Source organism: Oceanobacillus sp. CF4.6 (genome assembly GCF_051262635.1).
Lineage (GTDB): Bacteria > Bacillota > Bacilli > Bacillales > Amphibacillaceae > Oceanobacillus.
The window spans coordinates 375,766-395,730 of record NZ_JBIMEX010000001.1 but is presented as its reverse complement, the minus strand read 5'-3'; the positions used below and the strand labels follow the sequence as shown (position 1 = coordinate 395,730).

Sequence of the window (19,965 nt, the reverse complement as noted above, 5' to 3'; positions counted from 1 at the left end):
GGCGAACGCCAAGTTTTCTAATAGATAGGAAAGTATCTGCATAAGTACAACTAAGCTATTCGTCCTAAAGCATTAAGAAGGCCAATTTTTCTAATTAAGTAAGATAGGAATTCATAACTTTAGAGACATAATTTCTCGTTTCCTCAAAAGGGGGAATACCTTGGTATTTTTGCACATTTCCTGGTCCAGCATTGTAAGCTGCTAGCGCAAGTTCAATATTGCCATTATAACGTTGCAGCATTTGCCCTAAATATTTGGTACCACCTTCAATGTTCTGGCGAGCATCGTAGGGGTTTGTTACTCCTAAACCTGCAGCTGTCGCAGGCATTAATTGCATCAATCCTTGTGCACCGGCTGAACTTTTGGCGGAAGCATTATAATTGGACTCCTGTTTAATAACCGCATGGATTAGATTCTCATCCACCCCATATTTGTTTGCTGCATCTGAAATAAGTGATTGATAATCTGTGTTTCGATTAACATTCCCACCAATAGCTCCTGTAACAGCAGGAGATGAAGGTCGACTGTCATATTGATTTATGTAGGCGATGCTACTTTGTTTTGCTGTATTTATAGTTGTTAGCCGTTGGGCTTCATTCATTTTTTCCAATAATAGTTGCTGAAACGACGAATCCATCGATTGGGTTGAACCTGAAAAGCCTGTGGAATTGGGGTTACCTGTCATGATAGACATTGCCTGATATTGTATCATTTGCTGTAAATCCCGTATTTCCATCTGACATTTCTCCTTTCTGTATACACCGTATATTCTACGACTATTTTCGAGGTTAAGCAATACTAAAATGTAACAACATGTTTACCGGCCGCTTCCAAGATGTTGTTATAGAATGGATCATCGCCGATACATAAGATCTGATCACAGAGGTTAATAATTTCATCCATGTCATGGGAAGTATAAATAATGATTTTATTTTGATTTGTTGCCAAATCCTTTAAGTAATTTCCAATTTCTTTTCTTGATTTCAAATCGATGCCGACGGTTGGTTCATCCAGAAGCAGGACATGGGGATTATGAATCAGACTAATAGCCAGATTCAGTTTACGTTTCATCCCACCAGACATTGTATAAACGGGTTCTTTCCATTTGTCGAGTTCCATATCGAGGCAGAGCTGTTTCAATTGCTGTTTGCTTTTATTTTCCCAGGATAGTTTTTCAAAAAAGACCATATTCTCCTCCACGGTAAATTCTTCCCAGATTGCAATGTCCTGTGGTACAAAACCGATTTGTTTGCGTATTTCCTTTTTGTCCTTCTCGTAGGCAAGGTCGTTCAGCTGTACTATTCCTTTTGTCGGATTGATTAGTGTGGCAAGAATTTGCAGCAACGTCGACTTACCAGCGCCATTTTCTCCAACTAAACCTACAATTTCACCACTTTGGATAGAGAAGGAAAGGGTATCGAGTATTTGTTTTTTTCCATAGGATTTTGAAATGGATTGTACATTAAGCATTTATTTTCTCTCCTTTAGCAAACCAGATAATGATAAGTAGCATAAAGATGATCAACCAGGGATTCCAAATTTCCTGCTGTAAAAATGGATGAATTGGATTCATATAGACTAGCCAAGGGAACTGATTGGTTAGGCCTTCAACCGGAAGTATTGCTCCACTAGTAATTGCTAATAATAATACGAAAGCAAATGAGACAGAGTAATAGAAATAAGTATTTTTGAATAAAAGTGCCAGTAGAAATGCTCCTGTACTGCAAAGAATTCGAAACGTAATCATCGCTCCTACTAATTTTAAGCTAACCGGTTCATCGAGAAAATGATGAAACGCAAAAGCTGCAGCAGAATCGAATAATAATAGGGTAATCGAATAAACGATAAGATTTTGTAGTAGATAACTTTTAAAAGAAAACCGGATAAATGCAAAACGTGGCACGATCCCAGAATTTTTTTCTTTTATAATCCAATCAGACAAGAATAAGGTAGAAAGAATACTGAAAATCACCCACACTCCCCATGTATTCCAGATGGTTAATTCCTCTTTATGGTCGGTGTCACCGTGATTATTAAATGAGAAATCCGTACGAATTAAGTTTTCTTGTGCTTGTACCTCCCGTGTTTTCTTCATAATTTCATCTAATGAAACGGAGGTGCTTGCATCTATATTTTCAGCCAGACCAATAATGGTATAGGCCGCTTTAGCTCTCCCTGTATCCTGTTGTACATAGGAGATCAACATTTCGCTTACCGGAGTATAGGCAAAAGATAAGTCGGATTTATAACCTGTAATAAGCCGGTTACGCTCACCTTGCATAATTTGCTGTTCATATCCAGCCTCGATAACAAAGGCACTGTCCAATTCATGGCTTTCAATCATCTTCTGTACTTCGAATTCTGTTCGTTCGTAAACCCTGATTAAAGGAGAAGCTTTCACCGACTCAAGAAGATTTAAAGCCATCGGTGTGTTTTCTTCCATGACAATGCCTACTGGGATCTTACTGTCTTCCTGAAACATACTCGTCATGTTAATCATTAATAATGTTGCAATAACTGGCATCATTAACCAGAAAAGAAGGGATACCCACTGTTTCTTCCACTGAATCAAACGTGTTTCGAAAATGGATTTCATTGAATGACACGCTCCTTCCAGGAAGAGACTGCGATTAATAGTAAAGTAGCTGCACCATTCATTAACAGCAACGGGGTATAGTCAGCATATAGCCTATCATTCAACAAAATTTCCTGCAGCCACCGTAGTGACTCAAAGGAGAAAATATAAGGCATAACTGCTTGAATCGATAAAGGATAATAGATAACTGGGATAATAGCCCCACTTAAAATCAAGGAAGCAACAGTAAACAGTGATTGTGCCAGTAATCTAAGTTTCTGGGATGAAATCAATGTCTCCATAATTGCAAGAGAGAGAAGGAACAAACTGCTGTAAAAGGTCGTAACAATTCCAATTCTTACAAAGTCCTGTAGTATTACTTCTGTTTCAAAAAGACTACTTAGAAAATAAAAGGATATACCTGAAAAAAATAAAGAAACGACGAGCGTAACAATTATTTTTGCTATTGACTGCTGCAGTTCAGTGACTCCATACAAACGCATCCTGTTTCTCAGACGATCGGATTGTTCTTTTGTAAGAAGATGAAAGATGGAAAAGATCCAGATGGTAATGATGATCAACCACCCTCCTACGACAAAATAGTCAACAGGGGAAGCGGTAGCTTGATTGGATATTTCTTTTTCACTTAATACTCGATCACGCCCAATTGTGTAAAACAGAAAATCCTGAAACTGCTGGAAAACAAAATCATTACGAGCTTCATCATCCAATCCAAAGTCTTTGGCATAATTATTGATAGTTAGAATATTTGCCTGTGAAGAGCGAAGATGTCGTGCCACACTTTCCATCAATTCAGTGATCATGTAGCTCTCTAATGGCTGATTCGGATTGCCGATAATTGGCATTTCCACGGATTCTCCCTGATACAAATGGTTCGTAAAGTTGGCTGGGAATACGATGTAGGAACTAATTTTATCTTGATCGATTGCTGCTAGGGCATCTTTTTCCGACATACTATGTATAGCTATATAAGACCCCAACTGTGAGGATTCTTCTATCAGTTGAACAACCAGTTGTGTTTCTTCGGATCCATCGAGATCGACTAAACCAATTTCAATGAGGGCATTGTCGACAGGGGAGAAGAAGCTAATAATAATTGTTGCAGCAAGACCTACTAAAATAATTGGGAAAATTAAAAGAAGAGGAAGTGATAACCACTTCCTCCTTAGTTGCATCAAATGATTTTTTGTAAATAATAAAAGATGTTTGATGAAATGCATTGAAGCACGCTCATTTCTATAACATAGTTGCTTACTGAATTTATATTTGTGAATTTAAAATCCTATTCCACCTCCGGCCATGAGACCGAACAACCATTGTTGGAATTTAGGTGTTACATCCATTTCAATATACTCTTGTATTTCAGTAGGGGACATGCCACCGATTTCTTTCACATTTTCATCACTTATTTTTTCCACCGAATCTATCATTTTTCCATCGGTAACTATCGTTAATGAAAACATATCCTGACCGAAGTCTGGTGTTTCTACGGATACGTTATTTTCGGAATTCATGATGTCATTGTCATACGTTGCATTGCCTGACCATAGTAGACTTCCGCCACCACTGGTTGGGTCTTGAAGTGTAAACGTACGTTCAAAATCTCGGTTGCCATCTTCAAGTGTTTCGGAGCCTTCATAGGATAACACGATATCTTCCACAGATAGACTAATAGAATCGGTTGCCTGATTATCTTCCCAAGTTAAATCTCCCGAGATATTCATAGAACCCTCACTATAAGCATCTGAAAAAGTCATGTCATAGTTGAAGAATTGATTTCTGTCTGTTAATAATTGCGTTCCTTTTACAGACAATGCTGTTAACTCTTCTTCATTTGGTCCCAATTCCATTGCAACATCCCGTTGGACAATCTTATCTTCGTGGATCCAAACCGTAGATGATAATCCATCTGGGATTTGAAATTCATCCAATCCTTGTTTTGCTTCTGCGACGGCTGTTTCAAAATCTGTCATCAATAAATCAATGTCTTCATCCATATAAATGTTGCTGCCAAATTGTTGTGCAGTCATTTGATCTACGAGGATTTTTTTTAATCTATCATCGTTTTCCATCTTATCCAATACAGTTGTGATTAAATCTTTTGATTGTTCCTCGCTTAGCTTGAACGCAATCTTTTCCGAATTAATCGATTTACCGTTTACATCGATGGATTCGTCACTACTTGTAAACGCATCCTCAGGTAATTCGTCATAAATAAACTTCAGATATTCTTTCTCCAGATATTCTATATCTTCTTCTGGAAGAATACCCTCTGTACTTTCAAAAATTGTTTCCAAACCAAGTTTTTCTTCTCCTGTGAACACATCTGGATCAGCCTCATGTAGTAGTGGGCCAAGATCTTCATCATTCATTTGAATCACTTCTTCCAGGAATGGTAAACCAAGCATTAACTTTTCTTCCGTTAAATAAAGTTGAATATCATCAATTTCCATACCACCAATAGTTGCCTTCAAATCTGTATAAATTTGTCTGTTTTTCATATCTGTCTGTGCATCAAGAATAATACTGGAATTATTGATAAACATGGATGGATCCAACCCATACCCACCAGTACTTGCAGCAGGATCATTATAAGCTGCAGTCAATTCTACAGTAGATGAAGATTTGCCTGTTTGTGTTTTTTCGTACCAGTCGAGTTCCGGCTCATAACGGTTCTCCATTTGCTCCACCATATAATCAATTGTATTCTTTTCAGCAAGGAAATACGATGCTTTCGGTGAGTTATTCAAAATCATGAATGCAGCTGCACTCCCTCCAGCCAGCACAATAACTCCTACAATAAGTGCGATAATTCCTTTGGAAACCCCTTTTTTCTGATTGTCATTCGTCGATTCTCCCACAAATTTACCCCTTTCATTTCTTTTGTCTTACTAAGTTTATTATAAAGCAATTGAACATATAATTAAAAACTATTTCAACTTTTTATATCACTTAAAAACGGACTAGTCAATATGTGTTCGTTATAAGAGGATAATGAACACTTTTATTTAAAAAAAAGGATAGATGCCATAGCACCCATCCATCTTGGTTAACATTTTAAAGTTTTTTGACACCTTGTTCCAAAGCATCAATCATTTCTTGTTTTTCCTGTTCCTCTGAATGATTCCAAATTAATTCGAAAAGTACCCCAAGTCCTGGAAGCATCATTTCTTCGCCGTTTTGGATAGCATCGACAATCGTTGCTTCCAGTTGGTCCTGATCATTGGTTGCGATGTTTGAATAAATAGCTTTTCTTAAATTTAAATCCATTTAGGACACTCCTTCTCATTATAAACTAACGATAGTTTGACCAAGGACAGTAAAAATATGTATGATACAGATAGAAATAATAATGAAGGATGAAAATGATGATTAGTTCAGTAAAGAATGAAAAAGTAAAAGGTTTGAAAAAACTGCATAAACGGAAAGAGAGAATGAATACAAACACTTTTGTAGTGGAAGGGTTTCATTTATTGGAAGAAGCGTCCAAGAGTGAGTGGGAAATTCTTGAAATTATCGCACAGGAAGATATCATCGTACCAGATTGGACAGAAAAGTATCCAATGGAAAGAGTAAGTGTCAATGTGATGGAACATATATCCCAGACAACAACCCCCCAAGGTGTACTGGCGGTCATGAGAATGAAGAATCAAGAAGAACGCAAGGGCAATCATCTTCTTATTATTGATTCCATTCAGGATCCAGGCAATCTGGGAACGATTATTCGGACTGCAGATGCTGCAGGAATGGACGGCATTGTTTTGGGAGAAGGAACGGTCGATTTGTATAATGATAAAGTTATTCGGGCAACGCAGGGATCGATTTTTCATATTCCGATTTATCAGGCTGATCTCCGCCAAGAACTAGGAATACTAAAAGGGAAAGGTTTCTCCATTTGGGCTACAGCCCTTTTGAATGCAACCAATTATAATGAAACTGTGCCGGAAGATAAAGTTGCAATTATTATGGGGAATGAGGGTGCAGGCGTCCATCCGGAATTGCTGAAACTGGCCAACACGATCGTGACGATTCCAATTTACGGGAAGGCCGAATCATTAAATGTCAGTATCGCCGCCGGTATTCTTATGTACCATTTAAAAAGATAGAGTTGCATCCGGTAAATTTTTTAACTATAATGTATGTATTATATACAAGCGAAGAAAGAGCCTGTAAGTATTCAGAAAGCGATTCAGGGAAGAAATGCCTCAGACTGAAAGCATTTCGATCGTGTAAGAATACCTACATTTCACTCTGGAGCTGACACTTGGACCTTTAGATCAAAGCTTAAAGCTAGTTTAGCGACGTACGGATTGCGCCACATAGGACGTGGGGTGGTTTGACGTTGGATTCTCACTAGCCGCTGAACGTGGAAAGTAAAGGTGTTCCGGATTTTAAATCCGTTATCAGATTTGAGTTGGACAGGATACGTATGTCATTTTTCATACACTTACTGTCAACAAGGGTGGTACCGCGAAATAATAGCCTCGTCCCTTTTCAGGGATGGAGGCTTTTTTTATTTTCGCTGATAGGAAAGCACAGCACTTTCCTATCTACATAAGTACAGGCTCTGGCATTCGTATAAGGCTTAGGTAGGCATTTGCTAAGTTTTTCTAATATATTTAAGGAGGCAATAAACAATGAAAGAACAATTGGAAGCTATACAAGCCGAAGCTTTGGAGAGAATCTCCCAAACGGAGGATATCAAAGAGCTTCAGGACATTAAAGTCGCATATCTTGGCAAAAAAGGATCTTTGACAGGTGTTTTACGTGGAATGGGGAAACTTTCCAAGGAAGAACGGCCTGTCGTTGGTGAAATTGCCAACAAGGTAAGAGAAGCAATTACAGCTGCATTCGAAGAAAAAAATGAAAAACTGGAGATCGTTTTGTTGGAAGAACAATTAGAGTCTGAAGCGATTGACGTAACATTGCCTGGACGTCCGGTTAAGGTGGGTGGACCGCATCTTTTAACAAGTATTGTAGAAGAGATTGAAGATCTGTTCATCGGAATGGGTTATGAAGTAAGAGAAGGTCCGGAAGTGGAGACAGATTTCTATAATTTTGAAGCGTTGAATCTGCCAAAAGATCATCCGGCACGTGATATGCAGGATACTTTTTATATTACAAACGAATTATTGTTGCGAACCCATACATCTCCGGTACAAGCACGTACGATGCGGGAGTATAAAGGGGAAAAGCCAGTAAAAATGATTTGCCCGGGTAAAGTGTACCGCCGTGATACGGACGATGCAACACATTCCCATCAATTCACCCAAATCGAAGGCTTATATGTGGATAAACATGTTCGCATGAGTGATTTGAAAGGTACTTTGGATATATTCGCCAAAAAAATGTTTGGTGAAGAACGCGAAATTCGTTTACGTCCAAGCTTCTTCCCATTTACAGAGCCATCTGTCGAGATGGATATTTCCTGTAAGGTATGTAATGGAGCAGGGTGTAATGTATGTAAAGGAACTGGCTGGATTGAAATACTTGGTGGAGGCATGGTTCATCCGAAAGTACTCGAAATGGGTGGCTATGACCCTGAAGTTTATAGTGGGTTTGCATTTGGAATGGGACCAGAACGAATCGCAATGCTGAAATATGGTGTGAATGACATTCGTCAGTTTTATACAAATGATATCCGATTCTTGAAACAATACCATAAAGCATAATTTGATTTTAAAAGGAGGCATAACAATTGTTAGTATCATATAATTGGTTAAAAAATTACGTTGATTTAGGAAACCTGACACCAGAAGAACTGGCCGCTAAAATTACAAAGTCAGGTATAGAAGTTGAAGGTGTGGAATATGTTGCAGAGAAAAGTACCGATGTTGTTGTTGGATATGTGGTGAGCTGTGAGCAGCATCCAAATGCCGACAAACTGAATCTTTGTCAAGTAGACGTTGGAGATCAACAGCTACAAATAATTTGTGGCGCACCGAATATAGCACAAGGACAGAAAGTTGCTGTAGCCAAACCTGGTGCAGTTCTACCAGGTAATTTTAAAATTAAAAAAGTAAAACTCCGTGGAATTGAATCCAACGGTATGATCTGTTCCTTAAAGGAATTGGGTATTGAAGAGAAATATGTTCCAACTGATATTGCAGATGGAATTTTCGTATTCCCAGAAGATGCAAGTGTTGGAGAAAATGTTGATGAGCTACTCAACTTAAACGATGCTGTTCTGGAACTGGATATTTTGCCTAATCGGGCAGACGCATTAAGTATGCTGGGTGTTGCTTATGAAGTAGGAGCAATTCTGGATCAGCCGGTAAATTTTCCTGACGAAGCAGTTACAATTACAGAAGATCATGCAGCAGAAAGTTACATATCTGTTGAGGTAGAAGCGGCAGATCTTAATCCTTATTATGGTGCTTTCGTTATTAGAGATGTTGAAATAAAGCCATCTCCATTATGGATGAGAAATTATCTGATAGCTTCTGGAATTCGACCTATTAATAATGTCGTGGATATCACAAACTATGTGTTGTTGGAGTACGGTCAGCCACTACATGCGTTTGATTATGACAAATTCGGTTCGGAAAAAGTTCTCGTTAGACGTGCCGCTAATGGTGAAACGATGGTTACGTTAGATGGTCAGGAAAGATTATTGACGGAGAAAAACCTTGTTATCACAAATGGGAAAGAACCTGTAGCACTAGCTGGTGTCATGGGTGGTGCAAACACCGAAGTAAATTTTGAAACGAAGAATGTACTACTTGAGGCTGCTTACTTTGATTCCAAATCGGTAAGAAGAACGGTAAAACAAACAGGTCTTCGCAGTGAATCAAGTACCCGTTTTGAAAAAGGAATCGATCCAAATCGCGTGAAGAAAGCTGGTATTCGCGCAAGCCTTCTGATGCAGCAATATGCAGGTGCTAAAGTGGCAGCAGGAGCAGTTGAATTTGATGAGCTTGACCGTTCGGAAAAAGTGGTTGAAATGGACACAGAGCACATTAATAACCGACTTGGAACAGAGATGAGCGCTGCAGACGTGGTGTCTATTTTGAACAGACTAAAGTTTGATTATAAACAGGATGGTTTTTCTGAATTCTCTGTGCAAGTACCGACCCGTCGTGGAGATATTACTATATTTGAAGATATGCTTGAGGAAGTTGCAAGGATCTATGGTTATGATAATTTACCGTTTACTTTGCCACAGGGTGCCGCACAGGCTGGTGCATTAACAGGTAGGCAGTCTTTGAAGCGGAAAGTTAAAAATTATATCCAAGGTACAGGTCTGATGGAGACATTAACGTATTCGCTAACGAATCCTACTGATATAAAGAGACTCATCAGCCCGGAAATCAGTGAAAATAAGATTACACCAGTTGCTCTGGCGATGCCGATGAGTGAAGAACATAAATATCTCCGCCTAAGCATTTTACCGGAAATTTTAAACGTCCTTTCATACAACAGCGCAAGAAACCAAGCGAATCTCGGTTACTATGAGCTTGGAAGTATTTTTGTTTCAAATGAAAAAACATTAACAGAACAGCCGGATGAGAAATTACGTTTATCGGGCGCTCTTACAGGTAAATGGTTGGAACAGCCTTGGCAGGAGGAAAAGAAAGAAGTCGATTTCTATGTTGTAAAAGGGATCATCGAAGGACTGTTTGGGCATCTGGAACTTCCAGTATCATTCCGAAAGGCAAAAGTAGCTGACATGCATCCAGGGCGTTGTGCGGTTATTGAAATGAATGAACAAACCATTGGATTTATTGGTCAATTGCATCCGACCGTTGCAAAAGAACTGGATTTAAAAGAAACGTACGTGTTTGATGTTAATTTTGAAGTTGTTTTTGCAGCATACGAAGATATTCCTTCCTATGCACAAATACCGAAATACCCTTCAGTTGCAAGAGACATAGCCTTCATTTTGGATGAAGACGTCCATGCTGGAGATATAAAAGGACATATTGAAGAAATAGGTGCACCATTGGTTAAACGAGTGGATATCTTTGATGTGTACCAAGGTGCCAATCTCGAAGCAGGTAAGAAATCAATTGCCTACAGTCTTCTTTATCAACATCCGGAAAAAACATTAAAGGATGAAGAAGTAGAAGACTCCTATCAAAAAATTATTACATCGGTTAATGATAAATTTAATTCGTATGTAAGATCATAATATATGGCTGTTTTTTAAACGATTGCTGCCACAAAAGGCTTTCTCAGTGATGAGGAAGCCTTTTTTTAATGTAATAGGGTGGGTGCTGAAGTTCACATATCTGAACTACAGCATTGCACTGCGCCTCAGGAAACCTGTATAAAAAGAAAGAGGTGCTCCATGTATAGAGCACCTTAATCAAACATATTTATTTTTGCTCGGAAGGAGCCAGTCAACTTCATCCAATGCCGATTCTCTGAGTAACCTATTTGTCTGTGAAAAAGGACTACTTCCAAAGAATCCTCTATACGCTGCTAACGGACTCGGGTGGGGTGCCTGGATAATAAAATGCTTTGTGGTATCAATCAAAGCCACCTTTTTTTTGGCTGCACTTCCCCACAGTATATAAACGACAGGTTCAGTTTTCTTATTTAATAATTTGATTACTTGGTCTGTGAAATATTCCCAGCCTTTGCCTCTGTGTGAATGTGCCTGTCCAGCTCTTACAGTCAGGACGGTATTCAGCAAAAGAACACCTTGTTTGGCCCAGCTGATTAGATAACCGTGTTCAGGAATGGAATAACCTAAATCAGATTTAAGCTCTTTAAAAATATTCCGTAATGATGGTGGCAGTTTAACTTCGGGTTTTACTGAAAAACTGAAGCCATGTGCCTGATCTGGACCATGATATGGATCTTGACCCAGAATAACTACCTTTACTTGATGAAACGGAGTGTGATGGAGCGCATTGAAAATATGATCCATCTCCGGATATATCGTATGGGTGGCATATTCTTTTTTTAGAAACTCGCATAATTCGATATAATAGGGCTTGTTAAACTCATCGCTTAATAGTTGTGCCCAGTCGTTATGCAATATTTGCTTATTCATGTTCTATTCTCCCTCTGAAAAAGCAGGTAGATACTTGCGATTACACGTATCCCCGAGTTCTTTTAATCTTGTGAGTTGCTTGTTGTCCCATTAAATATCTTTATTCATTGCATATAGACACTATAGCAAAATGACAATCATAATGAAATACTTCTTTTTGCAAGAACTTCATGTTAATATTAAGTGAAGATTTTTTCGGCAGGAGGTATCATCATGAGCCAGAACGATAAACATCGCATAACAGTAGACATACATAATAAAACATATACGATTATTGGAACAGAATCAGAAAATCATGTAAGGTTGGTTGCGAGTCTGGTAGATCAAAAAATGAAAGAAATCTATAATGTGAATAATCAATTGGATACAACGAGACTGGCGGTATTAACTGCTGTAAATACAATGAATGATTACCTCAAACTAAAGGAAGATTATGCAACTCTTTTGGGGTCGGTTAAAAAGAAAGAGGATAAGTAACATATGTTGGATTTAATTTTAGTACTACTATTAATTTTTGGATTTTTAATGGGATTAAAGAGGGGCTTTATATTACAAATACTCCATTTGGGCGGATTTATTATCGCATTCATCGTTGCAGCTATGTATTATGATGAGTTAGGTACAAGGTTCGCACTCTGGATTCCTTACCCCGAATTATCAAGTGAAGGTGCATGGGCCGATTTTCTAGAGTCAATGCCGCTTGAAAATGCATTTTATAATGCGATCGCTTTTGCAGTTATCTTTTTTGCTGTAAAGCTTGTATTGCAGATTATTGCTTCCATGCTCGATTTCGTTGCCTCCATCCCGATTATAAGCTCGGTGAACAAATTGCTTGGTGCCATTTTAGGTTTTCTGGAGGTATATTTAATATTGTTTATCCTGTTATATATCCTTGCATTGACACCAATGGATGGCATTCAAACTGCGGTTAATCATTCATCGATTGCCCTGTATATTATTGAACAAACTCCGTATTTCTCGGAGAAAATTCTCGAACTATGGTTCTCCTATACTGGGGATACATCAATGAAGATATAATTATGAAGGACTGATTCATCGTAGTAGGGAATACCTTGTATGTCATGTACAATAGTATTTATCCAACATGAATCAGTTTTTTATTAGATACGAAAAGATAAAGCGAGGTAAGATGATGGCGGTAAATAAAAAAGATGTTATTAAATTACTTGAACAAATTGCTATATATCTGGAATTGAAAGGGGAAAATCCTTTTAAAATATCTGCGTACAGGAAAGCTGCACAGGCACTTGAGACGGATGACAGATCACTTTCAGAAATTGATGATTTTACAAAAATTAAAGGAATAGGCAAAGGTACAAGTACAGTTATTGCAGAATATGTGGAAAATGGGGAATCGCAAACATTAAAAGAACTGGCAGAGGAAGTACCACCAGGTTTAATCCCACTATTGAATCTTCCGGGTCTTGGTGGTAAAAAATTGTCCAAACTATACAAGGAACTACATGTTGTGGATGCCGACACGCTGAAGGAAGCATGCCTTGATGGTAAGGTGGAGAGCCTTGCAGGATTTGGAAAGAAAACGGCAGAAAAAATTGTTGCTGCACTGGAAGAAGCAGGAAAACGTCCAGAGCGTCTTCCCATCGCCATGATGCTTCCCGTAGCTGAGAAAATTGAAGCCTATTTGACGGAAATGGATGAGATAGATTCCTTTTCACGCGCAGGTAGTTTAAGAAGAATGCGAGAAACGATTAAAGATCTTGATTTTATTATCGCAACTTCCAATCCATCTGCAGTAAGAGATGCCTTACTTGCAATACCTGATATTAAAGATGTTATAGCCAAAGGAGATACAAAAGTATCTGTCACCCTGGAGGAAGCTTTTGACATTAATGTTGATTTCAGACTCGTAACAATGGAAGAGTACGCAACTACATTACATCATTTTACCGGCTCCAAGGATCATAATGTCGCATTAAGACAGCTGGCTAAATCCCGAGGGGATAAAATTAGTGAGTATGGGGTTGAGGTAGAAGAAACAAATGAAATTCTGACATTTGCCACGGAGGAAGAATTCTTTGGCCACTTTGGACTTTCTTTTATTCCTCCTGAAGTTAGAGAAAACACGGGTGAAATCGAGGCTTTTACAGAAGAGAAGCGTTTCATTGAATTACAGGATATCAAAGGTGATCTGCATATGCATACGACATGGAGTGATGGCGCACAATCACTTGATGAGATGGTAAAACGTGTTCGGGAGAAGGGTTACTCCTATATGGCTGTAACAGATCACTCTAAATACCTTCGGGTTGCCAATGGATTGGATGAGACACGATTACTGAAACAGCGTGAAGAAATTGCAAAGTTGAATGAAAAAATGGATGATTTCCATATATTTGCTGGTGTGGAAATGGATATTCAGCCTGATGGCACACTCGATTTCTCAGATGCGTTTCTACGCGAAATGGACTATGTTATAGGGGCAATTCACTCCAGCTTCAATCAATCAGAAGAAAAAATTATGAAGCGATTATATAATGCATTGGAGAACCCTTATGTATCCCTAATTGCGCATCCGACTGGAAGATTGATTGGAAGACGCCCAGGTTATAATGTTAATGTGGAGAAACTGATTGAAAAGGCGAAAGAGACGAATACTGCTCTGGAAATTAATGCAAACCCGAATCGGTTGGACCTATCATCTGACTGGGTGCGTAAAGTTCAGGAGGCAGGGGTTACTTTAGCTATCAATACCGACGCACACAGCTATCCAATGCTTGATCATATGAAATATGGTGTTGGGGTTGCTAGAAAAGGCTGGGTAGAGAAAGATATGGTTATGAATACATGGACAAAAGAAAAACTACTGGAATTTTTTAATCAAAATAAATAAAAATTATTCCGACTTAGAAACACATTTAAAGGAGTATATAGCATGAATGAACGGATTCTCCGTGTACTAGAGTTCAAAAAAATTAAGGAACAATTGAATAGCAACGCAGCCACATCCCTTGGTAAAGATCTGGCAGGCAGGTTAAGTCCTTCTACAGAATTGAATGAAGTTGTTCAATTACAGCAGGAAACGGATGAAGCGGCCCATATTGTACGTCTTAACAAAGCGATTCCGCTTGGGGGCATTACGGATATTCGAGCAAGTCTGAAACGAAGTGCGATTGGAGGCATTCTATCAACGGAAGAATGCCTTGATGTAGCTAATACGATATATGGAGGCAGGCAGGTTAAATTATTTATTGAAAATCTGGAAGATGAAGAACTGCCTATTTTATATGAATTAGTGGAGCAAATAACCCCACTTCGGGAACTCGAGCAAAGTATAAAAAGTTGTATCGATGATCACGGCCATGTTTTAGACAATGCATCTACCAAACTCCGCAGTATTCGAACATCGATTCGCACCTATGAAAATAGAATACGAGAAAAGCTAGAGAGTTATACGAGAAACAACAGTAATATGCTTTCAGATGCTATTGTAACCATCCGTAATGACCGCTACGTACTTCCTGTTAAGCAGGAGCATAGAGGTTCCATTGGTGGAATTGTACATGATCAATCCTCTTCTGGACAAACCTTATTTATGGAACCAAAAGCGGTTGTTGATCTGAACAATCAATTACATGAGGCAGTCAGTAAAGAACAAGTAGAAATCGAACGGATATTAAAAGAGCTAAGTGAACATATAGCAAGCTTTGAACATGATTTATATGCAAATGTCACCGTCCTCGCTAAAATTGACTTTATGTTTGCACGTGCGAAACTAGGACAGAAAATGAAGGCAGCAAAACCCAAAATTAATGATCAAGGCTATATTAAAATGCAACAGGCAAGACATCCATTAATTCCGATGGATGAGGTAGTTCCGAATGATGTTGAAATTGGAAAAACCTACACGTCAATCGTCATAACTGGCCCAAATACTGGTGGGAAAACGGTAACCTTAAAAATGATCGGTTTATGTACATTGATGGCCCAGTCTGGATTACAGATTCCAGCATTAGATGGCTGTGAGATGGCTGTATTTAAAGATGTTTTCGCTGATATTGGTGATGAACAATCGATCGAGCAGAATTTAAGTACCTTTTCTTCCCATATGACAAACATCGTGGACATCATTCAACAAGTGGATCACCAATCATTGGTTTTATTTGATGAGCTTGGTTCTGGTACAGATCCACAAGAAGGTGCTGCGCTTGCTATGTCGATTCTCGATGAAGTCGTATCCAGGAATGCGCGCGTAATTGCCACGACCCACTATCCGGAACTTAAAGCATATGGTTATAATAGGGAGAATGTAGTTAACGCATCTGTTGAATTTAATGTGGAAACATTACAACCTACGTATCGTTTACTGATCGGTGTTCCAGGCCGAAGCAATGCTTTTGAAATATCCAAGCGGCTTGGGTTGGATCATCATGTAATCGAAAGGGCTAAAGGACTTGTTGGTGTTGATTCCAAAAGTGTGGAAACAATGATCGCTTCCTTGGAAAAATCCCAGCTTGATGCTGAAAAAGATTATGAACAAGCCCACGAAATTTTGCTTGAAAGTGAGCAGTTGCGTGCTGATATTGCAAAAGAATGGAAGCAATTGGAGCAGAAACGGGAAGAGCTATACAAAAAAGCAGAAGAAAAAGCGGAGAAGGCTTTAAAGAAAGCACGTGAAGAAGCAGAGTTTATTGTGAATGAAATCCGCCAAATGAAGTCAAATGTTACTTTAAAAGAACATGAATGGATTGAAGCGAAAAAAATGCTTGAAGATGCTCAACCGAACCTCTCCAAAAAGCAGAAAAAATCGGTTGAGAAAAAAACCACCGACAAACAGGACTTAAAACCTGGTGATGAAATTAAACTATTAACAGTTAATCAGAACGGCGAAGTACTGGAGAAAATAAATGATAAAGAATACATGGTACAAGTAGGAATTATGAAAGTTAAAGTTAAAAGAAATGACCTTCAACTACTTGAAAAACAGAAACAAACCGTCCATAAACCAGTAGCCACAATTAAGGGATCAAATTATCATGTTCGTTCGGAATTGGATTTGCGTGGAGAAAGATATGATGATGCGCTATTAAAACTTGAAAAATACATTGACAATGTGTTACTTGCAGGACATTCTAAAGCGTCTATTATACACGGAAAAGGTACGGGAGCTTTACGTAAAGGTGTGCAAGAATATGCGAAGCGTCATTCACATATTGCATCAGCAAGAGCCGGTGAAGGAAATGAAGGAGGAAGTGGAGTTACCGTCATCGAATTTCGATAACCTCCTTATTTTTTACGATAAACAATGATTTCACTTTCGTCCCTTGAGAGGGGCGAAAGCTACATATAGTACAGGAGAGGATTGACCGTGATGGAAGGCTTTTGGGAGAATATTATTGTTGTAACTGCTGCCCGGTATAGTGTATTTGTTCTCTGTACGCTCGTCTTTCTGGCAATCTTTGAACTCGTCACATCCTACAAAAACTGGGAAGAGATTAAAAAAGGAAATTTCGCTGTTGCAATGGCAACCGGTGGTAAACTTTTCGGATTAGCGACGATATTTCGTTATTCCATTGAACATAATGATAACCTTCTTCAATCAATGGGGTGGGGATTATTTGGCTTTGTTTTATTATTATTTGGTTATTTGATTTTTGAATTCCTTACACCAACAATCAAAATTGATGAAGAAATTGGGAAAGGAAATACCGCAGTGGGATTCATTTCGATGATGATTTCAATTGGTTTGGCATTTGTGATAGGTGCAAGCATCGTATAAAGGGGGAAGCCAGCAATGGTACTGGATCGTTTGGCGAAAATCTTAATCGTAGTCGCAGTTATTTTTCTAGTAGTAGGTATCTTTTATTTAATATGACAAAGAAATTTACAAAAATAATTAAATAAAATTTCAAAAAATAGAAATTAATCGGTATAATGATTATAGTATAACTATAAGGAGGAATGTTAAATGGAATTTTCCCGTAAATGGCATGATCATTATCCGACTGAAATACCGCCATCTTTAGAATATGACGAGAAGCCTTTATATGCTTATCTGGTAGAAAGTGCTGAACGCCACAAAGAAAAGAAAGCGCTTCATTTCTTAGGGAAAGAAATTTCTTATGGAGAACTGTATACGGAATCCAAGAAAATGGCAAATTACTTACAATCTCTTGGAGTTAGAAAAGGTGATAAAGTAGCAATCATGCTGCCGAATTGCCCGCAAGCAGTCATAAGCTATTACGGTAGCCTAATGGCTGGAGCAATTGTTGTTCAGACCAATCCTCTGTATACAGAAAGGGAATTGGAGTATCAATTAAATGATTCCGATACGTCGGTTATTGTATGTTTGGATATTCTTCTCCCAAGAGTAACGAATGTTCGAATTAAAACTTCTCTTAAGCATACAATCGTTACTGGAATAAAAGATTACTTGCCATTTCCAAAGAATCTTATTTATCCATTTATTCAGAAAAAGGAATATAATATGGTTGTCAAAGTCGAGCAAAGTGAAGATACCCATGTTTGGAAGCAGTTAATGGAGAAGTCTTCTGACGATTATCTGGAGACGGTAATTGATCCTCATGTTGACCTTGCACTGCTTCAATATACAGGCGGTACAACTGGTCACCCGAAAGGTGTTATGCTGACTCACTTTAATTTGACATCAAATGTACAGATGAGTGAAGCATGGCTATATAAGACGAGTAAAAGTCAAGGAGTCGTGCTCGGTGTTTTACCATTCTTTCATGTGTATGGAATGACGACAGTAATGAATTTCGCAATTAAATTAGGATCCAAAATGATATTGATGCCTAAGTTTAATGCCCTTGACGTACTTAAAACGATCGACAAGCAAAAGCCTACACTATTTCCTGGTGCTCCCACCATTTATGTAGGCTTGCTAAACCATCCGGACATAAAAAAATATGATTTATCATCTATTGAAGCATGTCTTAGCGGTTCTGCTCCATTGCCATTGGAAGTACAGGAACAATTCGAAAAAATTACAGGTGGAAAACTTGTTGAGGGTTACGGCTTAACAGAATCTTCTCCAGTAACCCATGCAAACTTTATTTGGTCAAACCGGATTAATGGAAGTATTGGGGTACCATGGCCAGATACAGACTGTAAAATATTTAACATGGATGCAGGTGGAGAAGAAGCAGATGTTGGCGAAGTTGGAGAGATTGCAGTAAAGGGTCCGCAAATTATGCAGGGATATTGGAATAACCAGGAAGAAACGGACAATGTACTAAAAGATGGGTGGCTGTTTACTGGAGACTTGGGCTACATGAATGAAGATGGATATTTCTTTGTAGTGGATCGAAAGAAAGATATGATCATTGCAGGAGGGTATAATATTTATCCGCGTGAAGTGGAAGAAGTACTTTATGAGCATGAAGGTATTCAGGAAGCGGTCGTTGCAGGTATACCAGACCCTTATCGTGGGGAAACCGTTAAAGCCTATGTTGTGCTTAAGAATGGCTATTCACTATCAGAAGAAGATTTAAATGCGTTTTGCAGGAAGCATCTTGCTGTATATAAAGTGCCGAAATTATATGACTTCCGGGATGAACTTCCTAAAACCGCTGTCGGTAAAATATTGAGAAGAAGACTAGTTGATGAAGAAACAAGCAAACAGACAGAAGTAACGAAGACAGTTTGAGCCTTGTGCTCTTTTTTCCTTTAAATTAGGACAAGCTTTCCATTGACAGAATAATCTGTTGAAGTTACAATATAAATTATGAATGATCATTCACTCAGTTAGGAAAGATTGGACGCATCTAAGGAGAAAGACATGAGAAATAATAAGCCGAAGTATAACCAAATTATAGAAGCAGCAGTGAGAGTCATTGCAGAAAATGGATATCATGGATCCCAAATTTCCAAGATTGCCAAAGCTGCCGGAGTAGCAGATGGCACGATATACCTTTATTTTAAAAATAAGGAAGATGTGCTTGTATCCGTATTTGAAGAAAAAATGGGTCAGTTTATTGAAAAAATTGCTGAATCCACAAGTCAGAAACAGAATGCAGAAGAGAAATTACAGACATTAATCGAGGAGCATTTTGGACAACTTTCTGCGGATTATTACCTGGCGATTGTAACACAATTGGAATTGAGGCAATCGAATTATTCCCTTCGTCTTCAAATTAATAACGTCTTAAAACCGTATCTAACGGTAATAGACAATATTGTGAAAGAAGGTATCGAACAAAATCATTTTCGCAGTGACTTAAATACTCCATTAGTAAGGCAAATGATATTTGGGACACTAGATGAGATTGTGACAAATTGGGTCATGAAGGAACAGAAATACGATTTGCTGAGTCAAGTGCCAGAGGTTCATACATTACTGATTGGAGCCTTGTCACGAACAGATTGA

General features: G+C 38.5%; 17 protein-coding genes. 10 read left to right on the top strand and 7 right to left on the bottom strand.

What is annotated here, in order from left to right:
* Positions 1 to 94 precede the first annotated feature (94 nt).
* The 6 genes from ACHABU_RS02150 to sspI form a co-directional block, all read right to left on the bottom strand.
* Positions 95 to 736: a lytic transglycosylase domain-containing protein gene (locus tag ACHABU_RS02150; protein WP_435761774.1), complete on the bottom strand. Its 642-nt coding sequence runs from the start codon at positions 734 to 736 to the stop codon at positions 95 to 97.
* A 62-nt stretch (positions 737 to 798) separates the two neighbouring features.
* Entirely contained in the window at positions 799 to 1,470 is a 672-nt protein-coding gene (locus ACHABU_RS02145; RefSeq protein ID WP_435761772.1) for an ABC transporter ATP-binding protein, read from the bottom strand.
* Entirely contained in the window at positions 1,463 to 2,596 is a 1,134-nt protein-coding gene (locus ACHABU_RS02140; RefSeq protein WP_435761770.1) for an ABC transporter permease, read from the bottom strand. Before ACHABU_RS02140 ends, ACHABU_RS02145 begins: the two co-directional genes overlap by 8 nt.
* Positions 2,593 to 3,816: an ABC transporter permease gene (locus tag ACHABU_RS02135; RefSeq protein ID WP_435761768.1), complete on the bottom strand. Its 1,224-nt coding sequence runs from the start codon at positions 3,814 to 3,816 to the stop codon at positions 2,593 to 2,595. Before ACHABU_RS02135 ends, ACHABU_RS02140 begins: the two co-directional genes overlap by 4 nt.
* A 54-nt stretch (positions 3,817 to 3,870) precedes the next feature.
* Positions 3,871 to 5,457 (bottom strand): hypothetical protein, encoded by a 1,587-nt coding sequence (locus ACHABU_RS02130; RefSeq protein WP_435761766.1) that lies wholly within the window; start codon positions 5,455 to 5,457, stop codon positions 3,871 to 3,873.
* Positions 5,458 to 5,653: 196 nt separating this feature from the next.
* Positions 5,654 to 5,866, bottom strand: coding sequence for a small acid-soluble spore protein SspI (gene sspI, locus ACHABU_RS02125; protein ID WP_435761764.1), 213 nt, complete (start codon positions 5,864 to 5,866; stop codon positions 5,654 to 5,656).
* Positions 5,867 to 5,964: 98 nt separating this feature from the next.
* Here sspI and ACHABU_RS02120 point away from each other — a divergent pair, with 98 nt between their 5' ends.
* The 3 genes from ACHABU_RS02120 (at position 5,965) to pheT (ending at position 10,727) form a co-directional block, all read left to right on the top strand.
* Positions 5,965 to 6,702, top strand: a complete 738-nt coding sequence (locus tag ACHABU_RS02120) for a TrmH family RNA methyltransferase (protein ID WP_435761762.1) — start codon at positions 5,965 to 5,967, stop codon at positions 6,700 to 6,702.
* A gap of 531 nt (positions 6,703 to 7,233) precedes the next feature.
* Positions 7,234 to 8,268, top strand: a complete 1,035-nt coding sequence (gene pheS, locus ACHABU_RS02115; RefSeq protein WP_435761760.1) for a phenylalanine--tRNA ligase subunit alpha — start codon at positions 7,234 to 7,236, stop codon at positions 8,266 to 8,268.
* A gap of 26 nt (positions 8,269 to 8,294) precedes the next feature.
* Positions 8,295 to 10,727, top strand: a complete 2,433-nt coding sequence (gene pheT / locus ACHABU_RS02110; RefSeq protein WP_435761758.1) for a phenylalanine--tRNA ligase subunit beta — start codon at positions 8,295 to 8,297, stop codon at positions 10,725 to 10,727.
* Positions 10,728 to 10,904: 177 nt separating this feature from the next.
* On the opposite strand, the gene ACHABU_RS02105 is transcribed toward pheT, so the two are convergent.
* Positions 10,905 to 11,597: a uracil-DNA glycosylase gene (locus tag ACHABU_RS02105; protein WP_435761756.1), complete on the bottom strand. Its 693-nt coding sequence runs from the start codon at positions 11,595 to 11,597 to the stop codon at positions 10,905 to 10,907.
* Between the two features lie 213 nt (positions 11,598 to 11,810).
* Between ACHABU_RS02105 and zapA the strand changes: the two genes are divergently transcribed.
* The 7 genes from zapA (at position 11,811) to ACHABU_RS02070 (ending at position 19,965) form a co-directional block, all read left to right on the top strand.
* Positions 11,811 to 12,074: a cell division protein ZapA gene (zapA, locus tag ACHABU_RS02100; RefSeq protein WP_435761754.1), complete on the top strand. Its 264-nt coding sequence runs from the start codon at positions 11,811 to 11,813 to the stop codon at positions 12,072 to 12,074.
* A 3-nt stretch (positions 12,075 to 12,077) separates the two neighbouring features.
* The gene (locus ACHABU_RS02095; protein WP_435761752.1) at positions 12,078 to 12,635 is read left to right on the top strand and encodes a CvpA family protein; all 558 of its coding nucleotides are present in this window, start codon (positions 12,078 to 12,080) and stop codon (positions 12,633 to 12,635) included.
* Between the two features lie 115 nt (positions 12,636 to 12,750).
* Positions 12,751 to 14,469 (top strand): DNA polymerase/3'-5' exonuclease PolX, encoded by a 1,719-nt coding sequence (polX, locus tag ACHABU_RS02090; protein ID WP_435761750.1) that lies wholly within the window; start codon positions 12,751 to 12,753, stop codon positions 14,467 to 14,469.
* Positions 14,470 to 14,511: 42 nt separating this feature from the next.
* The gene (locus ACHABU_RS02085; protein WP_435761748.1) at positions 14,512 to 16,857 is read left to right on the top strand and encodes an endonuclease MutS2; all 2,346 of its coding nucleotides are present in this window, start codon (positions 14,512 to 14,514) and stop codon (positions 16,855 to 16,857) included.
* Between the two features lie 90 nt (positions 16,858 to 16,947).
* On the top strand, positions 16,948 to 17,355 hold the full coding sequence (locus ACHABU_RS02080; RefSeq protein WP_435761746.1) for a DUF350 domain-containing protein: 408 nt from the start codon (positions 16,948 to 16,950) through the stop codon (positions 17,353 to 17,355).
* Between the two features lie 189 nt (positions 17,356 to 17,544).
* Positions 17,545 to 19,245 (top strand): long-chain-fatty-acid--CoA ligase, encoded by a 1,701-nt coding sequence (locus ACHABU_RS02075; RefSeq protein ID WP_435761744.1) that lies wholly within the window; start codon positions 17,545 to 17,547, stop codon positions 19,243 to 19,245.
* A 132-nt stretch (positions 19,246 to 19,377) separates the two neighbouring features.
* A complete protein-coding gene (locus tag ACHABU_RS02070) occupies positions 19,378 to 19,965 on the top strand; it encodes a TetR/AcrR family transcriptional regulator (RefSeq protein ID WP_435761742.1) in 588 nt (195 codons plus the stop codon).

Excerpts from the sequence above, each read along its gene's own strand:
- ACHABU_RS02145 (WP_435761772.1), bottom strand. The coding sequence starts at position 1,470 with ATGCTTAATGTACAATCCATTTCAAAATCCTATGGAAAAAAACAAATA.
- pheS (WP_435761760.1), top strand. The coding sequence starts at position 7,234 with ATGAAAGAACAATTGGAAGCTATACAAGCCGAAGCTTTGGAGAGAATC.
- ACHABU_RS02095 (WP_435761752.1), top strand. The coding sequence starts at position 12,078 with ATGTTGGATTTAATTTTAGTACTACTATTAATTTTTGGATTTTTAATG.
- ACHABU_RS02085 (WP_435761748.1), top strand. The coding sequence starts at position 14,512 with ATGAATGAACGGATTCTCCGTGTACTAGAGTTCAAAAAAATTAAGGAA.
- ACHABU_RS02075 (WP_435761744.1), top strand. The coding sequence starts at position 17,545 with ATGGAATTTTCCCGTAAATGGCATGATCATTATCCGACTGAAATACCG.
- ACHABU_RS02080 (WP_435761746.1), top strand. The coding sequence starts at position 16,948 with ATGGAAGGCTTTTGGGAGAATATTATTGTTGTAACTGCTGCCCGGTAT.
- ACHABU_RS02120 (WP_435761762.1), top strand. The coding sequence starts at position 5,965 with ATGATTAGTTCAGTAAAGAATGAAAAAGTAAAAGGTTTGAAAAAACTG.
- polX (WP_435761750.1), top strand. The coding sequence starts at position 12,751 with ATGGCGGTAAATAAAAAAGATGTTATTAAATTACTTGAACAAATTGCT.
- ACHABU_RS02140 (WP_435761770.1), bottom strand. The coding sequence starts at position 2,596 with ATGAAATCCATTTTCGAAACACGTTTGATTCAGTGGAAGAAACAGTGG.
- ACHABU_RS02150 (WP_435761774.1), bottom strand. The coding sequence starts at position 736 with ATGGAAATACGGGATTTACAGCAAATGATACAATATCAGGCAATGTCT.
- ACHABU_RS02135 (WP_435761768.1), bottom strand. The coding sequence starts at position 3,816 with ATGCATTTCATCAAACATCTTTTATTATTTACAAAAAATCATTTGATG.
- sspI (WP_435761764.1), bottom strand. The coding sequence starts at position 5,866 with ATGGATTTAAATTTAAGAAAAGCTATTTATTCAAACATCGCAACCAAT.
- ACHABU_RS02070 (WP_435761742.1), top strand. The coding sequence starts at position 19,378 with ATGAGAAATAATAAGCCGAAGTATAACCAAATTATAGAAGCAGCAGTG.
- zapA (WP_435761754.1), top strand. The coding sequence starts at position 11,811 with ATGAGCCAGAACGATAAACATCGCATAACAGTAGACATACATAATAAA.
- ACHABU_RS02105 (WP_435761756.1), bottom strand. The coding sequence starts at position 11,597 with ATGAATAAGCAAATATTGCATAACGACTGGGCACAACTATTAAGCGAT.